This window comes from Citrobacter sp. Cf118 (assembly GCF_030334095.1).
Classification (GTDB): domain Bacteria; phylum Pseudomonadota; class Gammaproteobacteria; order Enterobacterales; family Enterobacteriaceae; genus Citrobacter; species Citrobacter freundii.
On the sequence record NZ_JAOWES010000088.1, the window covers coordinates 124,822 to 147,296 of the forward strand.

The 22,475-nt window shown below is 49.9% G+C and carries 17 protein-coding genes and 1 pseudogene; 7 read left to right on the top strand and 11 right to left on the bottom strand.

The genetic code is table 11. From position 1 onward, the window contains the following. Positions 1 to 39: 39 nt before the first annotated feature. The 3 genes from OGX67_RS20770 to OGX67_RS20780 form a co-directional block, all read right to left on the bottom strand. Complete coding sequence (locus OGX67_RS20770) at positions 40 to 1,137, bottom strand: 4Fe-4S binding protein (RefSeq protein ID WP_071696911.1); 1,098 nt, start codon at positions 1,135 to 1,137, stop codon at positions 40 to 42. 219 nt (positions 1,138 to 1,356) lie between these two features. Beyond that, positions 1,357 to 2,745 carry a diguanylate cyclase gene (locus OGX67_RS20775; protein ID WP_257652025.1) on the bottom strand — a complete coding sequence of 463 codons (1,389 nt, stop codon included), beginning with the start codon at positions 2,743 to 2,745 and terminating at the stop codon, positions 1,357 to 1,359. A gap of 79 nt (positions 2,746 to 2,824) precedes the next feature. After that, positions 2,825 to 3,457 carry a LysE family transporter gene (locus tag OGX67_RS20780; protein ID WP_071696909.1) on the bottom strand — a complete coding sequence of 211 codons (633 nt, stop codon included), beginning with the start codon at positions 3,455 to 3,457 and terminating at the stop codon, positions 2,825 to 2,827. A gap of 266 nt (positions 3,458 to 3,723) precedes the next feature. Between OGX67_RS20780 and yahO the strand changes: the two genes are divergently transcribed. Beyond that, positions 3,724 to 3,999, top strand: coding sequence for a DUF1471 family periplasmic protein YahO (gene yahO / locus OGX67_RS20785; protein WP_003021310.1), 276 nt, complete (start codon positions 3,724 to 3,726; stop codon positions 3,997 to 3,999). Between the two features lie 32 nt (positions 4,000 to 4,031). Here yahO and prpR read toward each other — a convergent pair whose 3' ends face one another. The 4 genes and pseudogenes from prpR to OGX67_RS20800 form a co-directional block, all read right to left on the bottom strand. Continuing rightward, on the bottom strand, positions 4,032 to 5,642 hold the full coding sequence (gene prpR / locus OGX67_RS20790) for a propionate catabolism operon regulatory protein PrpR (protein ID WP_016149666.1): 1,611 nt from the start codon (positions 5,640 to 5,642) through the stop codon (positions 4,032 to 4,034). A 143-nt stretch (positions 5,643 to 5,785) separates the two neighbouring features. Then, complete coding sequence (locus tag OGX67_RS20795) at positions 5,786 to 7,477, bottom strand: peptidase domain-containing ABC transporter (protein WP_373371760.1); 1,692 nt, start codon at positions 7,475 to 7,477, stop codon at positions 5,786 to 5,788. Between the two features lie 138 nt (positions 7,478 to 7,615). After that, positions 7,616 to 7,936: pseudogene (locus OGX67_RS27015) on the bottom strand (cysteine peptidase family C39 domain-containing protein); the annotation flags it as partial. 39 nt (positions 7,937 to 7,975) lie between these two features. Next, entirely contained in the window at positions 7,976 to 9,082 is a 1,107-nt protein-coding gene (locus OGX67_RS20800; RefSeq protein ID WP_493524528.1) for an HlyD family secretion protein, read from the bottom strand. Positions 9,083 to 9,594: 512 nt separating this feature from the next. Here OGX67_RS20800 and OGX67_RS20805 point away from each other — a divergent pair. From OGX67_RS20805 to prpE, 6 genes are all read left to right on the top strand, one after another. After that, positions 9,595 to 9,960, top strand: coding sequence for a hypothetical protein (locus OGX67_RS20805; RefSeq protein ID WP_257652032.1), 366 nt, complete (start codon positions 9,595 to 9,597; stop codon positions 9,958 to 9,960). A gap of 51 nt (positions 9,961 to 10,011) precedes the next feature. Continuing rightward, positions 10,012 to 10,206, top strand: coding sequence for a hypothetical protein (locus tag OGX67_RS20810; protein WP_129622448.1), 195 nt, complete (start codon positions 10,012 to 10,014; stop codon positions 10,204 to 10,206). Positions 10,207 to 10,495: 289 nt separating this feature from the next. Continuing rightward, on the top strand, positions 10,496 to 11,377 hold the full coding sequence (gene prpB / locus OGX67_RS20815; protein WP_003021316.1) for a methylisocitrate lyase: 882 nt from the start codon (positions 10,496 to 10,498) through the stop codon (positions 11,375 to 11,377). Between the two features lie 80 nt (positions 11,378 to 11,457). Further along, a complete protein-coding gene (gene prpC, locus OGX67_RS20820) occupies positions 11,458 to 12,627 on the top strand; it encodes a bifunctional 2-methylcitrate synthase/citrate synthase (RefSeq protein ID WP_003838667.1) in 1,170 nt (389 codons plus the stop codon). Positions 12,628 to 12,667: 40 nt separating this feature from the next. Further along, a complete protein-coding gene (locus OGX67_RS20825; RefSeq protein ID WP_257652028.1) occupies positions 12,668 to 14,119 on the top strand; it encodes a bifunctional 2-methylcitrate dehydratase/aconitate hydratase in 1,452 nt (483 codons plus the stop codon). A 40-nt stretch (positions 14,120 to 14,159) separates the two neighbouring features. Then, positions 14,160 to 16,046 (top strand): propionate--CoA ligase, encoded by a 1,887-nt coding sequence (gene prpE / locus OGX67_RS20830; RefSeq protein ID WP_108361477.1) that lies wholly within the window; start codon positions 14,160 to 14,162, stop codon positions 16,044 to 16,046. Between the two features lie 90 nt (positions 16,047 to 16,136). On the opposite strand, the gene lacA is transcribed toward prpE, so the two are convergent. The 4 genes from lacA to OGX67_RS20850 all read right to left on the bottom strand — a co-directional run bounded on the left by lacA (position 16,137) and on the right by OGX67_RS20850 (position 22,369). Beyond that, complete coding sequence (lacA, locus tag OGX67_RS20835) at positions 16,137 to 16,748, bottom strand: galactoside O-acetyltransferase (protein WP_071696906.1); 612 nt, start codon at positions 16,746 to 16,748, stop codon at positions 16,137 to 16,139. A 28-nt stretch (positions 16,749 to 16,776) separates the two neighbouring features. Next, entirely contained in the window at positions 16,777 to 18,030 is a 1,254-nt protein-coding gene (locus tag OGX67_RS20840; RefSeq protein ID WP_003021333.1) for an MFS transporter, read from the bottom strand. Between the two features lie 51 nt (positions 18,031 to 18,081). Further along, positions 18,082 to 21,165: a beta-galactosidase gene (locus OGX67_RS20845; protein WP_286527136.1), complete on the bottom strand. Its 3,084-nt coding sequence runs from the start codon at positions 21,163 to 21,165 to the stop codon at positions 18,082 to 18,084. A 121-nt stretch (positions 21,166 to 21,286) separates the two neighbouring features. Beyond that, positions 21,287 to 22,369 carry a LacI family DNA-binding transcriptional regulator gene (locus OGX67_RS20850; RefSeq protein WP_044699311.1) on the bottom strand — a complete coding sequence of 361 codons (1,083 nt, stop codon included), beginning with the start codon at positions 22,367 to 22,369 and terminating at the stop codon, positions 21,287 to 21,289. Positions 22,370 to 22,475: the final 106 nt, after the last annotated feature.

A 22,475-nucleotide genomic window follows, 5' to 3' on the forward strand; every position in this document is an offset into this window, starting at 1 on the left:
GCCAGAATTGGCAGGGTTTTGAACATACTGATACAAAAATTAATGGCCGATCATCTTTGCCTTCGGGATCAGCTGGAAATACATATGATCGGGTACTGGCGTATCCCAGACATTGGCATAAACCGCATAACCAATGGTGGCAAACAGAATGCCAAGCACCAGTAGCGTCATGGCAACACCTGACAGCGTCCTCTGACGCCATAACGATTTACCACCGTTGCCTTGTGCTCCAGGTGGAGTCTGCAGTGAAAAGCTCAGCGTTGAGGCTACCGGGCAGGATTCAACGCAGGTCATGCAGCCAGTGCATTCCACGGTACGCACCTGAATCAGTCTGTCGACCGGGATATTCGACGGGCAGTTTTTCGCGCATTTTCCGCAGTCGATGCAACTGTCTGCGTTACGGCGGATTTTAAACGGCGAGAATAGCGAGAACAGGCCGAGCAGCGCGCCATAAGGGCACAAATAGCGGCACCAGGCATTGCGAATAAACAGGCTCAGGACGCAGATAACGACAACAAAGATGAGCGTAGCGGGGCCAATATGGCGAAAGAAATCGAGCATCTTCACGTCGATAATCATGCCATAGGCCGACATTAGAAAATACTGAATCCCCAGTGCAGGCATCGACAGGGCGATATACAAAAAGAAACTCAGCAACAGATACTTCAGACTGAGCAGCGGGATATCCAGCCAGCGCGGCAGCGTGAAGTTGCGACCAAAGACTTTTTTCCCCAGATTGCCGAGCAGTTCGGACAGTGTGCCCACTGGACATAACCACGAACAGAAGGCTTTTTTTAACAACAGACTAATCAGGATAAACGCAACTAACAGCAGCATGGAGGCGGCATGGATGGGAGGAAGAAAACCAGTCTCCAGCGTATAGCGGATATTCATCAAGCCTGCGATCGGTAGCCATCCCTCAATACCACCAGGCCTTGGAATATAGACGCTGGTTCCGGCGGTTTCGAAATAGCGGACCCAGTAATAGAACGTTACGCCAATATAAATATTAATAGCCAGCAGGAGAAACTGGGTGGCTTTTCGCCAGCTGCTGGCATTGCGCCAGTCATTCCACGGCAGTTTGCCTCCGATCGTGCCAGGGCGGCGCTGCCAGCGCGTTCTCTTCTTCCTATTCATGATTTTATACTATCCCTCATATTTCCCCCTCTGCATTCAGAAGGCGTTATCACCGGGATATGCTAGCGCCATTTAGATTTGGTGTATTTGATTTACATCTTATTACGTGGCTGTTATTTTCATCATGCAAATATGCCTGAATAAAAATAACAGCTCGATATTTATCGCAAGCCAGATAAATACCCTGAATGAGGTATTTATTTCTCTGCAGGGCAATGGTTATTCCTGATAAACCTCAACGCGGTCGCGACCATTACTTTTTGCCAGATAAAGTGCGCGATCGGCTTTATCAACCACCTGTTTGTAGTCGGGATGATAATCATATTCGGCAATACCGATGCTGACGGTAATAGAAAACGTTTCTGTCGCAGAGGCTGCCATGCGCATCTCAGCAATTTTCATGCGCAGCGTTTCCAGAATAATACTGGCCTGCGATTCATCTGACTCGACGAGCAGAATCATAAATTCTTCACCGCCGTAGCGGAACACGTAATCGCTGCTACGGATATGATCATAAATGACCGCTGCGACATTTTTGAGCGTCAGATCGCCGAGATTATGCCCGAAGTTATCGTTAATTTGCTTGAAGTAGTCGATATCCAGCATCGCCAGGCTAAAAGGCTTACGCGCATGTAACGCCAGCGAGATTTCACGTCGCATGATGGTCGGAATAAAGCGGCGATTAAGCAACTGGGTCAGCGAATCTTTACCATTTTCCTGCTTAACCAGTGCCTCAAACATTGAAGCGAGCAGGAAATGGATTTTTGCCGACTGCTGGCGAACATCCTGTAATAAGCTCATCCGCTCGGGTTCTGTCGGCTGATGCTGAGGCGACAGGGTTGTTGCCAGACGGATGTCGATCTCTGCAATCAGTGATTCCATTTCTTTGAGCAAATTGCTGTTGCCAAGAATATGTTTTCCCTTATGTGAGAACCACATACCAAAATCAGAGTTCGCCAGAAACACCATTTCACCGAAAGGCATTCCGGTGGCAATGTTATAGATAAACTGGTTTTCCCAGTCGGTAAACGAACGGATTTGCCGTTCGCGCTCGACGTTAACGTCATCGTAAATAGTCTGCAGACGATACTGCTCCTGTGTATGCAGGGAGTTTTGGTGGCTTGGGGAATAGGAGACGGTCATGGCCTCCAGCGCAGTATCCATTGCCAGACTGCTGAAACAGATAGCATTGCTCAGCAGGGAAGACGAGTCGTCAGCTTTGGTTTTCAACACCCGATACAGTTCATCTTTGAGCTTACGCGCGCCGCGGTTCACCAGATCGATGGGCAGACCGATACGGGCATGCACTACGCCAATTTTGCGTTGTTTGGCCAGCAGCTGTGAGAGATCTTCGTGCGCGCTGCCGAGCACGCTGCGTAACCAGTCAAACATACTGCCGCTGAGGCGGGTACTGACCTGTTCTGTATTGAGGAACAATGCACTCTGGGCATGGGAGAGCATATAGTCATAAAAAACGGTCACTAAATGGCGGATCTCTTCATCGCTTAACGATGTGAGGAGCGTGTGAACGTCAGGCGATGTTTGTCGTATCAGCGCCTGCCATTCTGTAAGGAGTAATGTGTCGTTTACCGGTTCAATCTGTTCCATCTCGCTGCCACTCAACATGCGATTAAAAATTCAGGCAGTATTACGGACAATTACCTCGCGATGGTCAAGTTAAACTCTCTTATCGATGGCTAATACCCTCATAAATAAGCCTGAGCGCGAAGACACCTATTATTGCGCCAATGACTCGGCTGGCAACGCATTGGATGCGACCATACGCCCGTCGCACAGCAGGCAAAGAAAATGCCTGGCTGAGAAAAATACGCCAGATAACGGAAGACAACACAATACCTGCCCAGGCCATCAGTCTGGCCCACGTAGGTGTGTCTGCGCTTAAGGTGACGGAGAAGATACTAATAAAAAACAGTACGGTTTGCGGGTTCGATAAATCCGTTAGTAATCCTCGGCGGAAAAATACATACCAGGGGGCGGAAATCGGCTGCTGTAGCGTGGGCATTTGCGGCGTGGCCTGATGGCGGATGCTGTTCCAGGCAAACCACAGCAGATAGGCGCCGCCGACAATCTTAATCAATGAAAATATCTCTTCACACTGGGTGATTAGCGTTGCCATACCAAAAAGCCCAAGGCCGGAGTAAAACGCATCACCTAAGGCGACCCCCAGACCGGTCATCACACCTGCGCGTCGTCCGGATGCCAGGCTAGTTTGTACCACTACGAACAGATTTGCGCCGGGGTTAAAAAAGGTTAAAACAAACAGGCTGACGGTGAGTGCAACGGCGTGCAAAGGTTCCATAGACAACATTTCCATTAGTAGGCGCTTGAGTGACAGTTAACACTATAATTTTAGTGTGTCTATCATTCTGCGTATTCACTCACACTGCGCGTTGAAAACGCAGCGCCACTGCGTTTTGCGTAATTAACGATTCGCAAAATCTCTTTATATTTCCGCCTACTCTGGATCTTTTTGTCAGCCTGAACTACTTATTAATCATCCTTGACTCGCATGTCGAATGTTCAGGGGGCGATGATGGCATATATAACAAAATCTGGAGTTTTTATATGAAAACTGGAATTAAAGTACTTATTGGTGCGTTAGCTTTTGTCGTGACCAACGCATATGCCGCGGAGTTTATGACAAAGCTTGAGTTTGAAAAGGTTGAGTCGCAGTACACAAAAATCGGTGATATCTCAACGAGTAATGAAGTTTCTGTCGCAGATGCCAAAGAAGAACTGCTGAAGAAAGCCGAAGAGAAAGGTGCCGATGTTGTGGTATTAACTTCCGGTCAAACGGATAATAAAATCCATGGCACAGCCAATATCTACAAGAAAAAATAATACGCTGCTGTAAAAATCACGATTCCCGCCGGTCATTGTACCGGCGGGTTTTCTTTTAATCGGCGCCAGAACGTGGTTCTGCTAATTCCGAGATAGCGTGCAGCCGCGGTTTTATCACCATTGAATTGTGCCAACACCTGCTGCGGCGTCAGCAATGACGATGATTGTGGTGAGTCTGCAACAATGGCCAGTTCTGGTAATAGCTGTTGTAAAAAATCCACATTCAGCTCCGGCTGCGGCTCGACGCTTAAAAATAGCGCCAGGCGCTCCATCATATTACGCAGTTCGCGGATATTTCCCGGCCAGCCATAATTCAGTAACGTCGGCTGACTTAAACCCAGCCCCTTGCGTACTGGCTCAGAAAACGGCACATCCAGTTCCGCCAGCGACTGTTTTAAAAAACCTTCCGCCAGCGGCAGGATATCGGGCAACCGCTCGCGTAGCGGCGGCAGCTTGAGGCGTAAAATGCTCAGGCGATAAAACAGATCGGTACGAAACTCCCCCTGTTTCATCTCCTGCTCCAGATTACAGTGTGTGGCGCTAATCACCCGGACATCGACCGGAATAGGCTGATGCCCACCGACTCGGGTGACCTCTTTTTCTTCCAGTACGCGCAGCAGCCGGGTTTGTAACGGCAGCGGCATCTCGCCTATCTCATCAAGAAAAAGGGTTCCGCCATGAGCAATTTCAAACAGGCCCGCGCGTCCTCCCCGACGAGAGCCGGTAAAGGCGCCATCTTCATAGCCGAACAGCTCCGCTTCCAGCAATGATTCGGTGATTGCTCCGCAGTTGACGGCAACAAACGGCGGCGAGGGTTTACCGCGCCGATTCTCCTGACGAGTGAAAAACTCACGGTGAATGGCCTGTGCCGCCAGCTCTTTGCCCGTGCCGGTTTCACCCTGAATTAGCACCGGCGCGCGCGAGCGGGCGTAGAGCATAATGGTGTGCCGCACCTGTTCCATCTGCGCAGAATGACCGCGCATATCACCGAGCGCGTAGCGGGTGCGTAACGTATCGCCAGAAGCGTACTGACCGTTTCTACGCAGCGTCAGGCGGGTCATATCAAGCGCATCGACAAAGGCCTGGCGCACGGTGGCCGCCGAATAGATAAAGATGCCGGTCATACCTGCTTCTTCTGCCAGATCGGTAATCAATCCCGCACCAACTACCGCCTGCGTGCCGCCGGCCTTCAGTTCGTTGATTTGCCCGCGGGCATCTTCCTCGGTGATATAGCTGCGCTGTTCAAGCTGCAAATTAAAGGTTTTTTGAAAGGCGAGAAGCGCAGGAATGGTTTCCTGATAGGTAATGACGCCAATCGACGAGGTGAGCTTTCCTGCTTTTGCCAGCGCCTGTAGCACGTCAAATCCGCTGGGTTTAATCAGGATCACCGGGATCGATAAACGGCTTTTCAGATACGCTCCGTTGGAGCCAGCCGCAATAATGGCATCACAACGCTCGGTAGCCAGTTTTTTGCGGATATACGCCACCGCTTTTTCGAAACCAAGCTGAATGGGGGTGATGGTTGCCAGGTGGTCGAACTCCAGGCTGATGTCGCGAAACAGTTCGAACAGGCGCGTGACAGAAACCGTCCAGATAACCGGTTTGTCGTCGTTCACCCGCGGTGGAAGATGCGTATCAGCCATAACTAACCCAAAAAGTAAGGAACCGAGTATTAGGGTTTAGCTGTGTTTCATAAATGTTGCAATGAAACATTCAGGTCAGTTTCATGAAACGATAGCTGACACGCTTTAAGCTTCAATTTATTCAGTACGTATCCAATCTCTTGCTATAAATTTTGTTTTGATAAATTTCCTGCTACAGAAGGCCCGTAATTGACTGCTGTAAGTGTTCCTTGCTCCATAAGTAAGACTCGATCTGCTGATGCAAGTGTTTCAGGCCTGTGAGCTATCAATAATATTGGAAGCCCGATTTGGCGTAGTGTTTGACTGATAATTATTTCACTTTCTACATCCAGGTGGCTTGTTGCTTCATCTAGTAATAAAAAAAACGGTTTTTTATATAATGCTCTGGCAAGGAGTATTCGTTGTTTTTGTCCCCCTGATAGTCCACCCCCATTTTCACCAATTAATGTCTGATATCCCATGGGCATTGCTACTATGTCGTCATTGATTAAGGCCAGTTGCGCACAGTGAATCATTCTTTCGTGGTTTTTTTCTTCATGAAAGAAGATTATGTTGTCAGCTATTGAACCTCGAAACAAAATATCATTTTGAAGAACGGTTCCAATATTTTTACGTATGTGTAAATAAGCCGGATGGTTGTTTTTTATACCTAAAGTTAGTATTGAGCCTTCAGTTGGATGGTCAATTCCTAAGATAATATTTAATAAAGTTGACTTCCCACATCCGGATTTTCCTGTGATGGCTAAAATTTCATTTTGGTGAAGGGTTAAGGATAATTTGTTGAATAATAATGATTTTTCTCCTTTGTGGTGAAACGAGATATTTTCGACTACCACTGGGTACTCTGCTTTTATTTTTGGAGTCTGGGCGATACTTGCGTTAAAAATTGGAGACTGTTCGTGTTTTAACTCAATACTAGTTTGAGCTGCATTATCCTCTCTTTGAGTCATGACAATATCTGCAAGACGCTCATTGTAAATGTCAAGTAAGCACCAGGAAAAAATAGAGTCAGTTAGGCTACTAATACTGGATGAAAATCGGGTATGAAAAGAGAGATAGGCTACAAGCATACCTACGGTGAAATTGCCATCTAAAACTTCTCCTGCGCCTTTCCATAGAATAATCACGGAAGCAATACTTTTTGTGAGAGTATTGGCAATATCAAATCCCATGATGAGTCGGCTTTGTTGCAACTGTGTATTTCTTCTCGATACGTTGAGATTCAGCCAGGCAGCTTCTCTGTGTGCTGTAACGCCATTTACTCTGAGGCTTAAAATCCCATTTAAAGTTTCCAGGAAATAACTTGACTCCCGAGCTTCAGCATCCCAGGCATCCTCTGTTGCCTGCCGTATAGCTGGATGCCAAAGAATTCTCAATATCCCGTAAACCAAAGCTGATAATAATGCAATTAGGGTCATTGTTGGGCTGTATAGCAACATCATACTTAACGATGTTATAAGCAAAAGAAAGTCGAGAATGCCGCCAAGTACTTGTAAGGTTAGGGCTTGCTGAATGTTATTTATGGCATTGAAACGAGCTTCAATACTTCCTTGGCTTCTGGCATTGAACCATGTGAGAGGAAGCCTCAATAGATGATGAAAAACGTTAGCGGTCCATTGCATATTAAAATTTACAGACATGTTTATACTGGTTAATTGTCTGGCAAGGGAAAGTAACAACTGTGTTACAGATAGTAAAGCTAAAGAAATAACAATAACAGTTAATAGATTTTCATCTGCAGCAACTAAAACTTCATCAATAACAATTTGATTAATTAATGGTCCAGCAAGAGTGATTATTTCTAGTGCCAGAGCAAAAGTTATTATGCGAAGCATAGAAGAAAATAACCCTTGAGTTTTTCCTGTTAACTGCCTTAATCGTATTTTTGTTTTTTCATTACGAGGTGTAAAATTACTATTTGGAGTTAGTTCGAGTGCTATTCCTGTAAAATGTTTCCCCGCTTCTGAGACAGAAATAGATAACTTTCCTTTGTCGGGGTCATGGATTGTCAATTTATTATTACGAACCTTACATAGTACAACAAAATGATTCATATTCTAGTGAAGTATGCAGGGAAGATTGAGTGATTTAAGATCGTTTGGCTCCAATCTAACTGGTCGAGATGAAAAATTGATATCTGATGCACAATCAATTAAACGCTGTAGAGTCATCCCTTGCGTGCTTATATTAAAACGGTTACGAAGTGTGGGTAGATCAATTAATAGCCCATGCCAACTGGATATCATCGCCAGGCAAGCCAAACCACATTCCGCAGATTCTGTTTGTCTAATCATGGGGGGGGGATTTTCTATCGATCAATTTTGTTTTTATCATCATATTTTTCCTTTGAGAGACCAGATTGGTTCTGTTAGCCATTCCCATAAATATCTGGTGTCCAGGCTGACATCCCCTTCAAGTAGCATTCCTGGTCGGAGTGTTTCTTTTTTCCCATAGGCCAAAATATAGGATAATTTAGGTTCAACAATTACACGATAGTGCCCTTCGTTAACCGTCCAGGTTAGAGGTGTAATTGAGAGCAAATCTGATGGTGATAACGTTGTTCGACTTATTTCACGAATAACACCGTATTGAACACCAAATTTCTGATATGGGAAAGCCTGAAATCTTAATGATACTTTCTGATTCGCACGTATAAAGCCTGCATTCTGGCTGGTTGCATAAAGCTCGATTTGAAGTTTTGTATTCTCAGGTATTAATGTTAATGCAGGTTCATATGCTTTGACTGATTGTCCTTGTTTTACAAGAATGGCCGCCACTGTACCTGAGACAGGTGCTGTCAATGCAAAATTTTCTTGGCTGGAAATTTCGACTTGTTGTTTTCGTATCTCTTGTAACTGTCTTTCTAATTCTGTATTCCTACTTTGCCCTTGAAGAGTAAGATGTGAAAGATTATCTTTGGTAGTGTCTAGTAAAGTGTGAAGTTGTAGAAGTAATTGGCGTTGGTTTTCCACATTTTCTTTTGCTGCTGTTTCTTCTATCTGTTTCTGTTGATAGTCAATGTCAGATACATATTTTTGTTTAATAAGTTTCTGATAACGTTTTACGGTCGCGGATGAAAGCTCTACTTGGTTTTTTGCTAGTGACAACCTTTGTTCTGCACTTTTTATTTGTAATAAAATTAATGGGATTCGCTGTTTTGCTGTTTTGCTGCTTGCTGCTTGCTGCTTGCTGCTTGCTGCTTGCTGTTGTTGATCGTTGTCAAGTTTTTCAAGATTTTGCTGTGTTGTAAGCATTGCATATTGAGCTTGCAATGATTGATTTATTATTGCGAATGTTCCAGTCCCCTGACGATCATAATGTTCGCCACTGATTTGATAAAGTAATTGTCCCTTTTCAACATGATCACCCTCTTTGACTGTTAACTTTGTTACATGACCATTAAATTTTGGAGTTATTTTTATCAAACCTGATGAAGGCATTACTATTCCAGTGAGACGAGATTTTCTCGTATACTCTCCAAAGGTAATAAATATAGCTAACACAATTATTAGTAGGATGGTTGCAATAGTGCTAATAGTCATACACAGTGAAGACTGTATGAGAATATCTCCGGTTGTTACTCTATAGTGATTATCGAGAACTTCTTTTCTGAATAATTCCATCATTTAAATATATAATTTATAAAACATATTGATATTAGGTCATTCATATACTTTGTGAATAACTGGGTGTGCATATTATTAATAGATTTAACAACGTGTTTGTGTCAAGCCCTGTTAAATAGAAGTGTTGTTGCTTTGAATGCTTTTTTGACTTGTATTCGTGCAAAAGATGTATTTGAGGTTTGTTATTAAAGGGTTTTTGATTTTGCGCTGAATGTCTCAAAAACATACTTAACTTTAATTGCTTATTTGCTGGTATTAAATTTTATGTTAAAAGTGTTAGTGAGATAATTATCGGTTTTGGTTTTTATTGAAAGGAGTAATTAAGTATGAGTATAAGGGAATTATCATTAATGGAAATAAGTTGCGTATCAGGTGGAAATGCGAACTCAAATTATGAGTCGGGCAGGAACGCAGGTAGCTCTTCTTCCAGAAACAATAACAAAAATAGTAGCAGTGGTAATCGTTCTGGTTTTTACGGCAGTTTATGGCAGGATGTGACTAACTGTAATAATGGAATTATTGGTGGGGCTATTGCAGGCATGATGGGAGGTCCTGCTGGAATGGCTTTAGGTATCATGGGCGGGGGATTGGCGGGCGGTTGTTTTTCTAATGGTGGCAATAATAGTAATGGTGGAGGAACTGGTACTAACAGTAATTGTAATTCTGGAGGCATGGGGGGAGTTTGCAGATAAAAATTGAAAATAATGGAGGGATACCTCCATTATTGATAATGGTTGATAAATATGATGAAAAAAATAATAAGATTAGCTGGGGTCTTTGTTGCTGTGTTAGTCGCTTCTTCTGTACTGAGTGGAGCTGGAGTGGCATTTACAGAGACCTGGTATCCAGCTCCAGAGGTATTCTCAAAATTTATTTTGGTGATCTCAACAATGTTATTTTTTGTTCAAGTATTATTGAGGATTTTAAATAAATTTTAATTTCAAAAGTATGAACCACACTTTTGGAAAGCTGTGAGATGCCTTGTGTGGTTAAAATCAAGTAATTCAATTTTAACTCTGTTTCAAAAATGTTTCAACGAAACGTTTAATACCGTTCCGTTGAAACATTAACATAATGTGTTATTTGAAGTTTTTATTACATTGTTATTTATAATACATTGTTGTTAATGGTTTTATTGAAAAAAATTGCTCATAAAAATTTTTTGGCATACCCCTTGCTTTAAGTAAATCAACGAATGCTAACAAGTTGATAACAAGAGGACGGGATATGTCTCTACACTCCCCAGGGCTGGCGTTTCGCGCCGCGCTCAGCAAAGAAAATCCATTACAAATCGTGGGCACCATCAACGCCAATCACGCTCTGCTGGCCCAACGTGCCGGGTATCAGGCGATTTATCTCTCCGGCGGCGGCGTCGCTGCGGGGTCGCTGGGGCTGCCGGATCTCGGTATTTCAACCCTTGATGATGTGCTGACTGATATTCGTCGCATTACGGATGTTTGCCCGCTGCCATTGCTGGTGGATGCGGATATCGGGTTTGGATCATCAGCGTTCAACGTGGCGCGTACCGTGAAGTCGATTTCCAAAGCGGGTGCTGCAGCGCTGCATATTGAAGATCAGATCGGCGCTAAGCGCTGCGGCCATCGCCCGAACAAAGCGATCGTCTCTAAAGAAGAGATGGTCGACAGGATCCGCGCCGCGGTGGATGCACGTACCGATCCCAACTTTGTCATCATGGCGCGGACCGATGCGCTGGCGGTGGAAGGGTTAGAGGCAGCCATCGATCGTGCCCAGGCGTACGTCGAAGCAGGCGCGGACATGCTGTTTCCGGAAGCCATCACCGAGCTTGCGATGTACCGCCAGTTTGCCGACGCGGTGCAGGTGCCGATCCTCGCCAACATTACCGAATTTGGCGCTACGCCGCTGTTCACCACCGATGAACTGCGCAGCGCTAACGTCGCGATGGCGCTGTATCCGCTGTCGGCTTTCCGCGCTATGAACCGCGCTGCGGAAAAGGTTTACAACGTGCTGCGTCAGGAAGGAACGCAAAAGAGCGTGATCGACATTATGCAGACACGTAACGAGCTGTACGAAAGCATCAATTACTACCAGTTCGAAGAGAAACTCGACGCGCTGTATAGCAAAAAGTAACCGTCGTAGGCCGGATAAGGCACAGCCGCCATCCGGCAATAGATTTGTACCCTACATATTATAAAAATGACGAGGACAACATGAGCGACACAACGATCCTGCAAAATAGTACCCATGTCATTAAACCTAAAAAATCGGTTGCGCTGTCAGGCGTTGCCGCCGGAAATACCGCGCTGTGTACCGTAGGCAAAAGCGGTAACGACCTGCACTATCGTGGCTACGATATTCTCGACCTGGCGCAGCAGTGCGAATTTGAAGAAGTCGCGCATCTGCTGATCCACGGGAAATTACCCACCCGCGATGAACTCACCGCCTATAAAAGCAAACTCAAAGCGCTGCGCGGACTGCCTGCTAACGTACGCACCGTGCTGGAAGCGCTGCCTGCCGCATCGCATCCGATGGATGTGATGCGCACCGGCGTCTCCGCGCTGGGCTGTACGCTGCCGGAAAAAGAAGGTCATACCGTCTCCGGCGCGCGCGATATTGCCGACAAGCTACTGGCGTCGCTCAGTTCAATCCTTTTGTACTGGTATCACTACAGCCATAACGGCGAGCGTATTCAGCCGGAAACTGACGATGATTCCATTGGCGGTCACTTCCTGCACCTGCTGCATGGCGAAAAGCCTTCGCGAAGCTGGGAAAAAGCGATGCATATTTCGCTGGTGCTGTACGCCGAGCACGAATTTAACGCCTCCACCTTTACCAGCCGCGTGATTGCCGGGACCGGCTCCGATATGTATTCCGCGATTATCGGCGCGATTGGCGCACTGCGTGGACCGAAACACGGCGGAGCGAATGAAGTGTCGCTGGAGATCCAACAGCGCTACGAAACGCCGGACGAAGCCGAAGCGGATATCCGTAAACGCGTGGAAAACAAAGAAGTGGTGATTGGCTTTGGTCATCCGGTTTACACCATCGCCGACCCGCGCCATCAGGTGATCAAGCGCGTGGCGAAACAGCTTTCTCAGGAAGGTGGTTCGCTGAAAATGTACAACATCGCTGACCGTCTGGAAGACGTAATGTGGGAAACGAAAAAGATGTTCCCCAACCTCGACTGGTTCTCGGCGGTCTCTTACAACATGATGGGCGTTCCCACCGAAATGTTCACCCCGCTGTTTGTTATCGCCCGCGTCACCGGCTGGGCGGCGCACATCATCGAACAGCGCCAGGACAATAAAATTATCCGTCCTTCCGCCAACTATACCGGCCCGGAAGATCGCGAATTTGTCCCGATTGAAAAACGTTGCTAATTCAAAAACCTCTAAAGATAAAAAACAGGAAATGTACCCTATGTCCGCACATATTTCGAACGTCCGCCCCGAATTTGACCGTGAAATCGTTGATATCGTTGATTACGTCATGAACTACGAGATCACCTCGAAGGTGGCGTATGACACTGCGCATTATTGCCTGCTTGATACCTTAGGCTGCGGCCTGGAAGCGCTGGAATATCCGGCCTGTAAAAAACTGCTGGGGCCGGTCGTCCCAGGTACAGTGGTACCGAACGGCGTGCGCGTACCTGGCACCCAGTTCCAGCTCGACCCGGTGCAGGCGGCGTTTAACATCGGTGCGATGATCCGCTGGCTGGACTTCAACGATACCTGGCTTGCCGCTGAGTGGGGGCATCCTTCTGATAACCTCGGCGGTATTCTGGCCACGGCTGACTGGCTGTCGCGTAATGCGGTGGCGGTGGGGAAAGCGCCGTTGACCATGAAAACGGTGCTGACCGGGATGATCAAAGCTCATGAGATTCAGGGCTGTATCGCGCTGGAAAACTCGTTTAACCGTGTTGGTCTCGATCACGTCCTGCTGGTAAAAGTGGCCTCCACGGCGGTGGTCGCTGAGATGCTTGGCCTGAACCGGGATGAAATTCTCAACGCCGTGTCGCTGGCGTGGGTCGACGGCCAGTCGCTGCGTACTTATCGCCATGCACCAAATACCGGCACGCGTAAATCCTGGGCCGCAGGCGATGCGACCTCGCGCGCGGTACGTCTGGCATTGATGGCGAAAACCGGTGAGATGGGATATCCGTCTGCGCTGACGGCGAAAACCTGGGGCTTTTACGACGTCTCTTTCAAAGGCGAATCTTTCCGCTTCCAGCGCCCGTACGGCTCTTATGTGATGGAAAACGTGCTGTTTAAAATCTCCTTCCCGGCCGAGTTCCACTCGCAGACCGCGGTAGAAGCGGCCATGACGCTGTACGAGCGGTTACAGGCCGCAGGTAAGACCGCTGCCGATATCGAAAAAGTGACCATTCGTACGCACGAAGCCTGTATCCGCATCATCGATAAAAAAGGCCCGCTGAATAACCCGGCGGACAGGGATCACTGTATCCAGTATATGGTGGCCATTCCGCTGCTGTTCGGGCGCTTAACGGCGGCAGATTACGAAGACGGTGTGGCGCAGGACAAACGCATTGATGCACTGCGCGAGAAGATCAACTGCTTCGAAGATCCGGCCTTTACCGCCGATTACCACGACCCTGAAAAACGCGCCATCGCCAACGCCATCACTCTGGAATTCACCGACGGCTCACGCTTTGAAGAAGTGGTAGTGGAATACCCAATCGGCCATGCGCGTCGTCGTACTGACGGCATGCCGAAGCTGGTCGAGAAGTTCAAAATCAACCTGGCGCGTCAGTTCCCGACCCGTCAGCAGCAGCGCATCCTGGATGTCTCCCTGGACAGAGCTCGCCTGGAGCAGATGCCGGTCAATGAGTATATGGATCTCTTCATTATTTAAACCAGCGTGCAGCAAGGCGTAAGTTCAACAGGAGAGCATTATGTCTTATAGCGAGTTTTATCAACGTTCCATAACGCAACCGGAGTCGTTCTGGGCCGAGCAGGCCCAGCGTATTGACTGGCAGCAGCCGTATACGCAGGCACTGGACCACAGCAACCCGCCGTTTGCTCGCTGGTTTTGCGGCGGCACGACCAATCTGTGCCATAACGCCATCGACCGCTGGCTGGAGAAACAACCTGACGCGCTGGCGCTGATTGCTGTGTCATCAGAAACTGAAGAAGAACGCACGTTTACCTTTCGTCAGCTGTATGACGAAGTGAACGTCGCGGCGGCGATGCTATTGTCGCTGGGCGTACAGCGTGGCGATCGGGTGCTGGTGTATATGCCGATGATCGCCGAGGCGCACATTACGCTGCTGGCCTGCGCACGCATTGGGGCGATCCATTCGGTGGTGTTCGGTGGTTTCGCCTCGCACAGCGTGGCGGCGCGCATCGACGACGCCAGACCGGTGGTTATCGTCTCGGCGGATGCCGGGGCGCGCGGGGGCAAGATCCTGCCGTATAAAAAGCTGCTCGATGATGCGATCGAACAGGCGCAGCACCGACCGCGTCATGTGGTGCTGGTCGATCGCGGTCTGGCGAAAATGGCGCGGGTCGAGGGACGTGACCTCGACTTTGCCGCCCTGCGCCAACAGCATCTCGGCACGAGGGTACCAGTTGTCTGGCTGGAATCAAACGAAACGTCCTGCATTCTCTACACCTCCGGGACAACCGGTAAACCGAAAGGCGTCCAGCGCGACGTTGGCGGCTATGCGGTCGCGCTGGCGACCTCGATGGACACCATTTTCGGCGGTAAAGCGGGCGGCGTGTTCTTCTGCGCGTCGGATATCGGCTGGGTAGTTGGGCATTCGTATATCGTGTATGCCCCGCTGCTGGCGGGGATGGCGACGGTGGTTTACGAAGGTCTGCCAACGTATCCGGACTGTGGTGTATGGTGGAAAATTGTTGAGAAGTATCAGGTCTGCCGGATGTTCTCCGCCCCGACCGCCATCCGCGTGCTGAAGAAATTCCCGACCGCGCAAATCCGTAATCACGATCTCTCCTCGCTGGAGGTGTTGTATCTGGCGGGGGAACCGCTGGACGAACCAACCGCCAGTTGGGTAACAGAAACGCTGGGCGTCCCGGTTATCGATAACTACTGGCAGACCGAATCCGGCTGGCCAATTATGGCGATTGCCCGCGGCCTAGACGACAGGCCGTCGCGTCTGGGCAGTCCCGGGGTGCCGATGTACGGCTACAACGTACAACTGCTCAATGAAGTCACTGGTGAACCCTGTGCGGCGAACGAAAAGGGCATGTTGGTGATTGAAGGCCCGCTGCCGCCGGGCTGTATCCAGACCATCTGGGGCGATGACGCGCGGTTTGTGAATACCTACTGGTCGCTGTTTTCTCGCCAGGTGTACGCCACCTTTGACTGGGGCATTCGTGACGCTGACGGCTATTACTTCATCCTTGGCCGTACGGATGACGTGATAAACGTGGCAGGACACCGGTTGGGGACGCGCGAGATCGAGGAGAGTATTTCCAGCTATCCGAACGTTGCCGAAGTGGCGGTAGTCGGCGTGAAGGACGCGCTGAAGGGGCAGGTAGCGGTCGCGTTTGTTATTCCGAAACAGAGCGACAGCCTTGAAGATCGCGACATCGCACATTCGGAAGAGAAGGCGATTATGGCGCTGGTGGACAGCCAGATTGGCAACTTTGGCCGTCCGGCACACGTCTGGTTTGTGTCGCAGTTGCCGAAAACACGTTCCGGTAAAATGCTCAGGCGGACGATCCAGGCGATCTGCGAAGGCCGCGATCCCGGCGATCTGACGACCATTGACGATCCCGCGTCGTTACAGCAAATCCGTCAGGCGATCGAGGAATAGCGGTTATAACCAGGCCCGGTGACGCGATGCTTACCGGACCTGGTCGCCGGATAAGCCGCAATGCGGCACCATCCGGCGTTATGCCCAGTATCAAAGAGCATCTTCTAATTTATAGTTTTTATAATAATATTGCTTATCTCTGTCATTTATCTCGCGGATAACCTGACAGGGAACCCCCACGGCCACGACATTTGCCGGAATGTCTTTTGTGACGACACTCCCTGCGCCAATCACGGAATTATCGCCAATCGTTACGCCTGGATTGATGACCACATTACTGCCAATCCATACGTTATTGCCGATGGTGACCGGAAAGGAAAACATCTCTCCGGATTTCCTTAATTCATGATGAACAGGGTGACCTGTTACCGAGATAGTGACGTTTGGCGCAATTAATACGTTATCGCCAATGGTGACCGTGTAATCATCCACAATGGTAAAGTTAAAATTGGCGTAGAAGTTTTTGCCAATGTGAATATTGCTGCCGTAAGAGAAATAAATGGGAGGCTCGATCCACGCATTCTCTCCCACGGTGGCAAACATTTCACGAATCAGTTTTTCCCTCTTTTTAATCTCCGATGGACGCGTGTGGTTAAATTCATACATTAACTCCTTTCCGCGCAGTCTCTCTTCCGGCAGCCCCTCGCACATATCAGTAAACAGCTTGCCTGCTTTCATTCTGTCTCTCATAGACATGCTCATCGAAGATATTCCTTCTTGTTATTTGTCTTCAGACTTGTTTACTTGCCGGGGTGAAAACGCGGGAAAACGGCCCCGGTCCACTTAGGGTAAATACGGAAATCAACGTGAAGCTCAGCGCAATAATCCCCAGCACCAGATAAGCTCCCTGGAAACCAATACTTTCATACATTTTCCCGGCCAGAACTGACATGAAAATCATTGCTAACTGTTTGAAGAAGCAGAAACACACCAGATAAATCGTCGCCGAGAAACGCACTTCAAACTGACTGGTGATGTATTTGAAACAACCGACGATCAGGAACGGTATCTCAAACATATGCAACGTTTTGAGAATAACGACTTCCAGCGCAGTGGTGGCGAATGAGGAGCCAATAATCCTTACCGACATGATCGTACCTGCCAGCAGCAGGGCGTTCTTGCCGCCGATGCGATTCACAATCAGCGGCGCAAAGAACATGATTGAGGCGTTGAGTAATTCTCCCATCGTCGTGACGTAGCCAAACACGCGGGTGCCCTGTTCGCCGGTGGCAAAGAACGAGGTAAAGAAGTTGGCGAACTGCTGGTCAAACACATCGTAAGTACAGGAAACGCCAACTACGTACAGGGAAAGGAACCAAAGTTTTGGTTGTTTAAATAACTCCAGCGCCAGCTTCAGGCTGAATGCCGAGTTATTGGCGCCTACCGCATCCGCGACTTTTGCAGAAGAGGGGGCATCTGTTTTTGAAAATAACAGCAGCAATGCCAAAATGACCGCGCAGCCGGAGCCTAACCAAAAGACAAATTGGTTATTGATGGTGAACATAATGCCGGCAATCGAGGCGCACAGCGCCCAGCCCACGCACCCAAACATGCGCGCGCGACCAAATTCAAAGTTGCTTCGGCGGCTGGCTTTTTCAATATAGGCTTCAATCGCCGGAGCGCCGGCATTGTAAATAAAGCCAAGGTAAATCCCACCGACAATTGAACCCAGTAAAATATTAACTTGTAATAACGGACCAAAAACGTAAATAAAGAACGGGGCAAACATTACCAGCATGCCGGTAATTACCCACAGCAGATGTTTACGCAGGCCAAGCTTGTCGGAGAGTAGTCCGAAAATTGGCTGGAATAACAAAGAAAACAGTGAGATACAGGCGAAGATGATGCCGGTATCGCCTTTGCTGATATGGTTTACCTCGTGTAACCAGATGGGGAAGAAGGGGAAATACGCACCCATAATAAAAAAGTAAAAGAAGAAGAAAAAGCCGAACATCCAAAAGTTAGTGTTTTTTAAATAATACATAACAGACTTCCTATAAATGCGGGCAGGTTTGGGCCTGCCCAACTTATATTATTATTTTTGGCCCCAGATGATCTGGAAGTGGTAGCGTCCGGCGCTCAGCAGAAATTCCGGCGACACGGAAGGGCTCCACGAATCATCGCCGCCAACGCCCATATGGAAGCCATCAATATTGAGCCAGGTGCCCGCCTCAGGCTGCAGCAAATGGCGGTGGCTGGTTGCCATCAGTTGCTGCTGGCTAAAGCGGCTGATGTTGAACAGGAAGTCCCCACGCCACTGGTGCGCGCCGTAGTGCAGTTCGCGCGTGCCGCAGCGCAGACCGTTTTCACTTGGGAAAACATACGGGGTGTACATCTCATCAAGCGACAGATCCCAGCGATCAAAACAGGCGGCGCCCAGACGGTCCGGGTAGTTCTCATGTGGACCGAGACCTAACCAGTTCACTCGCTCTGCGACCTGCACTAACTGGCAGCTCAGGCCGATGCGGGCCGGATGCGGCGTACCGCTGGCAACGTCGACATCCATCGTTATCTGCATTTCACCCTTGCCGTCAATGCGGTAGCTTTTTCGGCTGATGAACAGCGTTTCGCCCTGATACTGCCACGCATGTTCAGTGGTGATCAGTACCGCATCGCTCAGCGTATCGCCAGCACAGTGCAGTAACGTTACTTCAGCCTGATAGTGATCGGCGGCCTTCCAGCGTTCGACCCAGGCGTTCGGGTCGATGCGGGTTGACTCGCTCACGCCGATGTCGTTGTCCAGCGGGGCGCGGGTGAACTGGTCAGTAAGCGGAGTCAACAGTTGGGCTGAATCGCCAATCCAGTACTGTGTCAGCAGGCCAGACTGACGGTCGAATTGCCAGCGCTTGTTGTCGTTCTCAACGGTAAAGACGTTTTCGCTCACATTGAGCTGTGGCGCGGTGCGGGCAGACGGCAGTTGCGTCAGGCTGAGCTTCTCTTGAAGCTTCCATTGCTGCCAGGCGCTGATGTGCCCGGCGTCTGACCACGCGGTTGCCTGAGGTTGTTCTACGCGTACCGTCAGCCACAGCTGACCTGCGGTTTCCGGCATCGGGACATCTGGCAGGGTTATCACCTGGCGGCCTTGTGGGGCGATATCCAGCATGATTTCTCCGGCGGCCAGCGGGTTGCCGTCCTGGGCAATAGACCAGTGCAGAACTTCGTTATCGCTGCGGCGGAACAGATATTCGCTGGTCACTTCAATCTGGCGTTCAGCGCCCGGCAGTAACGTGAACTGGAAAAACTGCTGTTCATGTTTGGCCTCGTATAACGCCGGGTGTGGGGAGCGATCGGCGAACACCAGCCCGTTCATGCAAAACTGACGATCGTTAGGTGTGTCGCCAAAATCGCCACCGTAGGCTGACCATGCTTTGCCGTTCTCATCATATTTGGTCAGCGACTGATCCACCCAGTCCCAGACAAATCCGCCCTGCAGGCGCGGATACTGACGGAATGCTTGCCAGTATTTGGCAAAGCCACCGAAACTGTTGCCCATGGCGTGGGCATATTCACAAAGGATCAGCGGACGCTGCTCGCCGGGCATCGACAGCCACTTTTTAATCGACCATTTGGGGACGGCGGGGAAGGGTTGATCCTGATCGACGCGGGCGTACATCGGGCAAATAATATCGGTCGCTGCGGTATTTGCGCCGCCGCCTTCATATTGTACCGGGCGTGACGGGTCTTCTGATTTTATCCAGCGGTAGAGCGCGTCGTGATTGACGCCATGGCCGGATTCATTGCCCAGAGACCAGATGATAATGCTCGGATGGTTGCGATCGCGCTGCACCATGCGCGTGACGCGCTGGCTCATGGCAGGCAACCATGCGGGATCGTCGGTGAGGCGATTCATCGGCACCATGCCGTGGGTTTCAATATTGGCTTCGTCGACGACATACAGGCCGTAACGATCGCACAGGGTGTACCACAGCGGGTGATTTGGGTAATGGGAGCAGCGCACGGCGTTGAAGTTATTCTGCTTCATCAGGATGATGTCTTGCACCATCGTCGCCTCATCCATCACCTGGCCGTTAATCGGATGGTGCTCATGGCGGTTGGTACCGCGAATCAACAGCGGCTTACCATTGAGTAACAGCAGTCCGTTTTCAATGCAAACCTGACGAAAGCCGACGTCACAGGCCTCCGCTTCTATCAGCGCTCCGTCCGCGGTGCGTAACTGCACAACGGCGCGGTACAGATTGGGCGTTTCGGCACTCCACAGAGCCGGTTTTTCGACGTTCAGACACAGAGTCACCCGGTCATGATAAGCACCGCGTTCATCAATAATCTCACTGCCGAGTGGGGAATTCGTTTCGGCTGTGAGCGTTTCTCCCTCCCACAATTGCAGGGCTACGCGTAAATCTTCGCTCGCGTTGCCCGCTACTCTGACTTCCGCTGCCAGCGTGGCGCGGCTGAAGTCGTCGTTAAACCGGGTATTAATGCGCAGGTCGCGAATTTGCGTTGTGGGCTTATGCAGCAAAGATACGTCGCGAAAAATACCGCTCATGCGCCACATATCCTGGTCTTCCAGATAGCTACCATCGCTCCAGCGCAGCACCATCACCGCCAGACGGTTTTCGCCGTGCTGCAGATAATCGCTAAGATCGAATTCAGATGGCAGGCGGCTGTCCTGTCCGTAGCCGACCCAGCGGCCGTTGCACCACAAATGAAATGCGGAGTTCACGCCGTCAAAAATAATGCGCGTCTGACCCTCATCTAACCAGGCATCGTCAATATAAAATGTGAGCGAGTAACATCCTGTCGGGTTCTGTGCCGGAACGTACGGAGGGTTAACCGGGATTGGGTAGGTGACGTTGGTATAAATTGGCGCATCGTAACCGTCCATCTGCCAGTTCGAGGGGACGTTGACAGTATCAGCTTGTGGCAGATCGCTTGTCAGCCAGCTTTCCGGCACAGCCTCCGGCGCGGCAAACCAGGCAAATTGCCACTGGCCATTCAGCGAGCGTAACTGACTCGAACGCTGATTCGTACGTGCGTCATCTGCTGAACGCCAGCTACAGAACGGTGGATGCGCCTCCAGGCGGTTGAGCTGCGTGACGCCGGGATTTTCCCAGTCACGGCGGGCCAGAACAGCGGAGAGTGAATCTGTGTTCAGGTTCATAACGGTATCCTGTTTGAATTTGTTATGCGCTCACAATTTCAATCAAAATACGGATAAGCGATCCCAACTGTAAAGGCTGGGGCGTTCAATGAGTGAACTGACTCACACAATTGTTGTGCGTTCACAATTTGGGTGCGAGCTGAGAAACTTGCCGTGCGAGCTGGATCAATGAATCGGCCAGCGCCTGGGGTGAGGTGGTTTGGGTGTTGGGTGGCAGAACCGTTTTGCGCTTAACCAGGGTGACGGGCAGCAGTTGGTTGCCCACGGTTGATTCGCCACGGGGAAGTTGCAGCAGCCTGTCGACGCTGGTTTCACCCAATAACGGAAAATCCTGCCTGATGGTGGTCAGCGGTGGAATGTAGCAGGCGCTGTCTTCGGTATCATCGTAGCCAATCACCGAGATATCTACCGCCACCCGCAGACCGAACTCGCTGATTGCGCGCATCGCGCCCAGCGCCATTTGATCGTTAGCGACCAGCATGGCGGTAGGGAGGTTACCGTTATTCAGCATATGCATCGTTTGCTGAAAACCAGACATCGCACTCCAGTCGCCTTCCAGCTCCACAACGGGTTGTAGCTGGTAATGTGCCAGATACTTGTGCCAGCCCGCACGGCGAAGCCTTGCCGAAACGGAAGTGTGCGGCCCGCTCAGCAGGGCGATACGCTGATGTCCGTACTGCACCAGATGTTCAACGCCGAGGCGCGCGCCGTCGTCATGCGAGAAAATCACGCTGTTAATTGGCGTCAGGTCAGAGACATCGAGAAACAGCACCGGCACCGTACCGCAGGCGGCGGCCACGGCAATGGCGTCTTCTTCATCCAGTGGATAGTTGATGATAAGCCCGGTTACACGCTGAGAAAGCAGGTTGTGGACCGCGGCTTTACATGCCTCAACGCCGCTGCGCTCGACCATGGCGATCACCACGCTGGCACCGGACTGGTCGGCGCGGGATTTTATGGCGGCAACGATTTGTGACGGGGCATGCAGGGCAAGGTTCGCCGTCACGACGCCAATCAGCGGCGTTTGTTTGCCCGCCAGCTGCTGTGCGACGCGGTTAGGGATGTAATTGAGTTCCGCCATCGCGGCCTCAACTTTTTGTCGGGTTTTTGCGGAAACGTGGCTGGCCTGATTAACGACGCGCGAGACGGTCTGGTAAGAGACACCTGCATGGTCTGCCACATCGTATAGCGTTACCGGTTTCACGTTTATCACCCCTGTCATGACGTTATCTGCGCGCTATGATGCCACAGCGGGATGGTTTTGGGGGATTTACGCATAGGTTCTGCGAGGCGCATTCCAGGGTTGCGGA

What these genes read in the sequence shown, in the direction of transcription:
- OGX67_RS20770 (WP_071696911.1), bottom strand. Translation starts at nt 1,137, where the DNA reads ATGAATAGGAAGAAGAGAACGCGCTGGCAGCGCCGCCCTGGCACGATC.
- OGX67_RS20775 (WP_257652025.1), bottom strand. Translation starts at nt 2,745, where the DNA reads ATGGAACAGATTGAACCGGTAAACGACACATTACTCCTTACAGAATGG.
- OGX67_RS20780 (WP_071696909.1), bottom strand. Translation starts at nt 3,457, where the DNA reads ATGGAACCTTTGCACGCCGTTGCACTCACCGTCAGCCTGTTTGTTTTA.
- yahO (WP_003021310.1), top strand. Translation starts at nt 3,724, where the DNA reads ATGAAAACTGGAATTAAAGTACTTATTGGTGCGTTAGCTTTTGTCGTG.
- prpR (WP_016149666.1), bottom strand. Translation starts at nt 5,642, where the DNA reads ATGGCTGATACGCATCTTCCACCGCGGGTGAACGACGACAAACCGGTT.
- OGX67_RS20795 (WP_373371760.1), bottom strand. Translation starts at nt 7,477, where the DNA reads ATGCTTCGCATAATAACTTTTGCTCTGGCACTAGAAATAATCACTCTT.
- OGX67_RS20800 (WP_493524528.1), bottom strand. Translation starts at nt 9,082, where the DNA reads ATGCCTTCATCAGGTTTGATAAAAATAACTCCAAAATTTAATGGTCAT.
- OGX67_RS20805 (WP_257652032.1), top strand. Translation starts at nt 9,595, where the DNA reads ATGAGTATAAGGGAATTATCATTAATGGAAATAAGTTGCGTATCAGGT.
- OGX67_RS20810 (WP_129622448.1), top strand. Translation starts at nt 10,012, where the DNA reads ATGATGAAAAAAATAATAAGATTAGCTGGGGTCTTTGTTGCTGTGTTA.
- prpB (WP_003021316.1), top strand. Translation starts at nt 10,496, where the DNA reads ATGTCTCTACACTCCCCAGGGCTGGCGTTTCGCGCCGCGCTCAGCAAA.
- prpC (WP_003838667.1), top strand. Translation starts at nt 11,458, where the DNA reads ATGAGCGACACAACGATCCTGCAAAATAGTACCCATGTCATTAAACCT.
- OGX67_RS20825 (WP_257652028.1), top strand. Translation starts at nt 12,668, where the DNA reads ATGTCCGCACATATTTCGAACGTCCGCCCCGAATTTGACCGTGAAATC.
- prpE (WP_108361477.1), top strand. Translation starts at nt 14,160, where the DNA reads ATGTCTTATAGCGAGTTTTATCAACGTTCCATAACGCAACCGGAGTCG.
- lacA (WP_071696906.1), bottom strand. Translation starts at nt 16,748, where the DNA reads ATGAGCATGTCTATGAGAGACAGAATGAAAGCAGGCAAGCTGTTTACT.
- OGX67_RS20840 (WP_003021333.1), bottom strand. Translation starts at nt 18,030, where the DNA reads ATGTATTATTTAAAAAACACTAACTTTTGGATGTTCGGCTTTTTCTTC.
- OGX67_RS20845 (WP_286527136.1), bottom strand. Translation starts at nt 21,165, where the DNA reads ATGAACCTGAACACAGATTCACTCTCCGCTGTTCTGGCCCGCCGTGAC.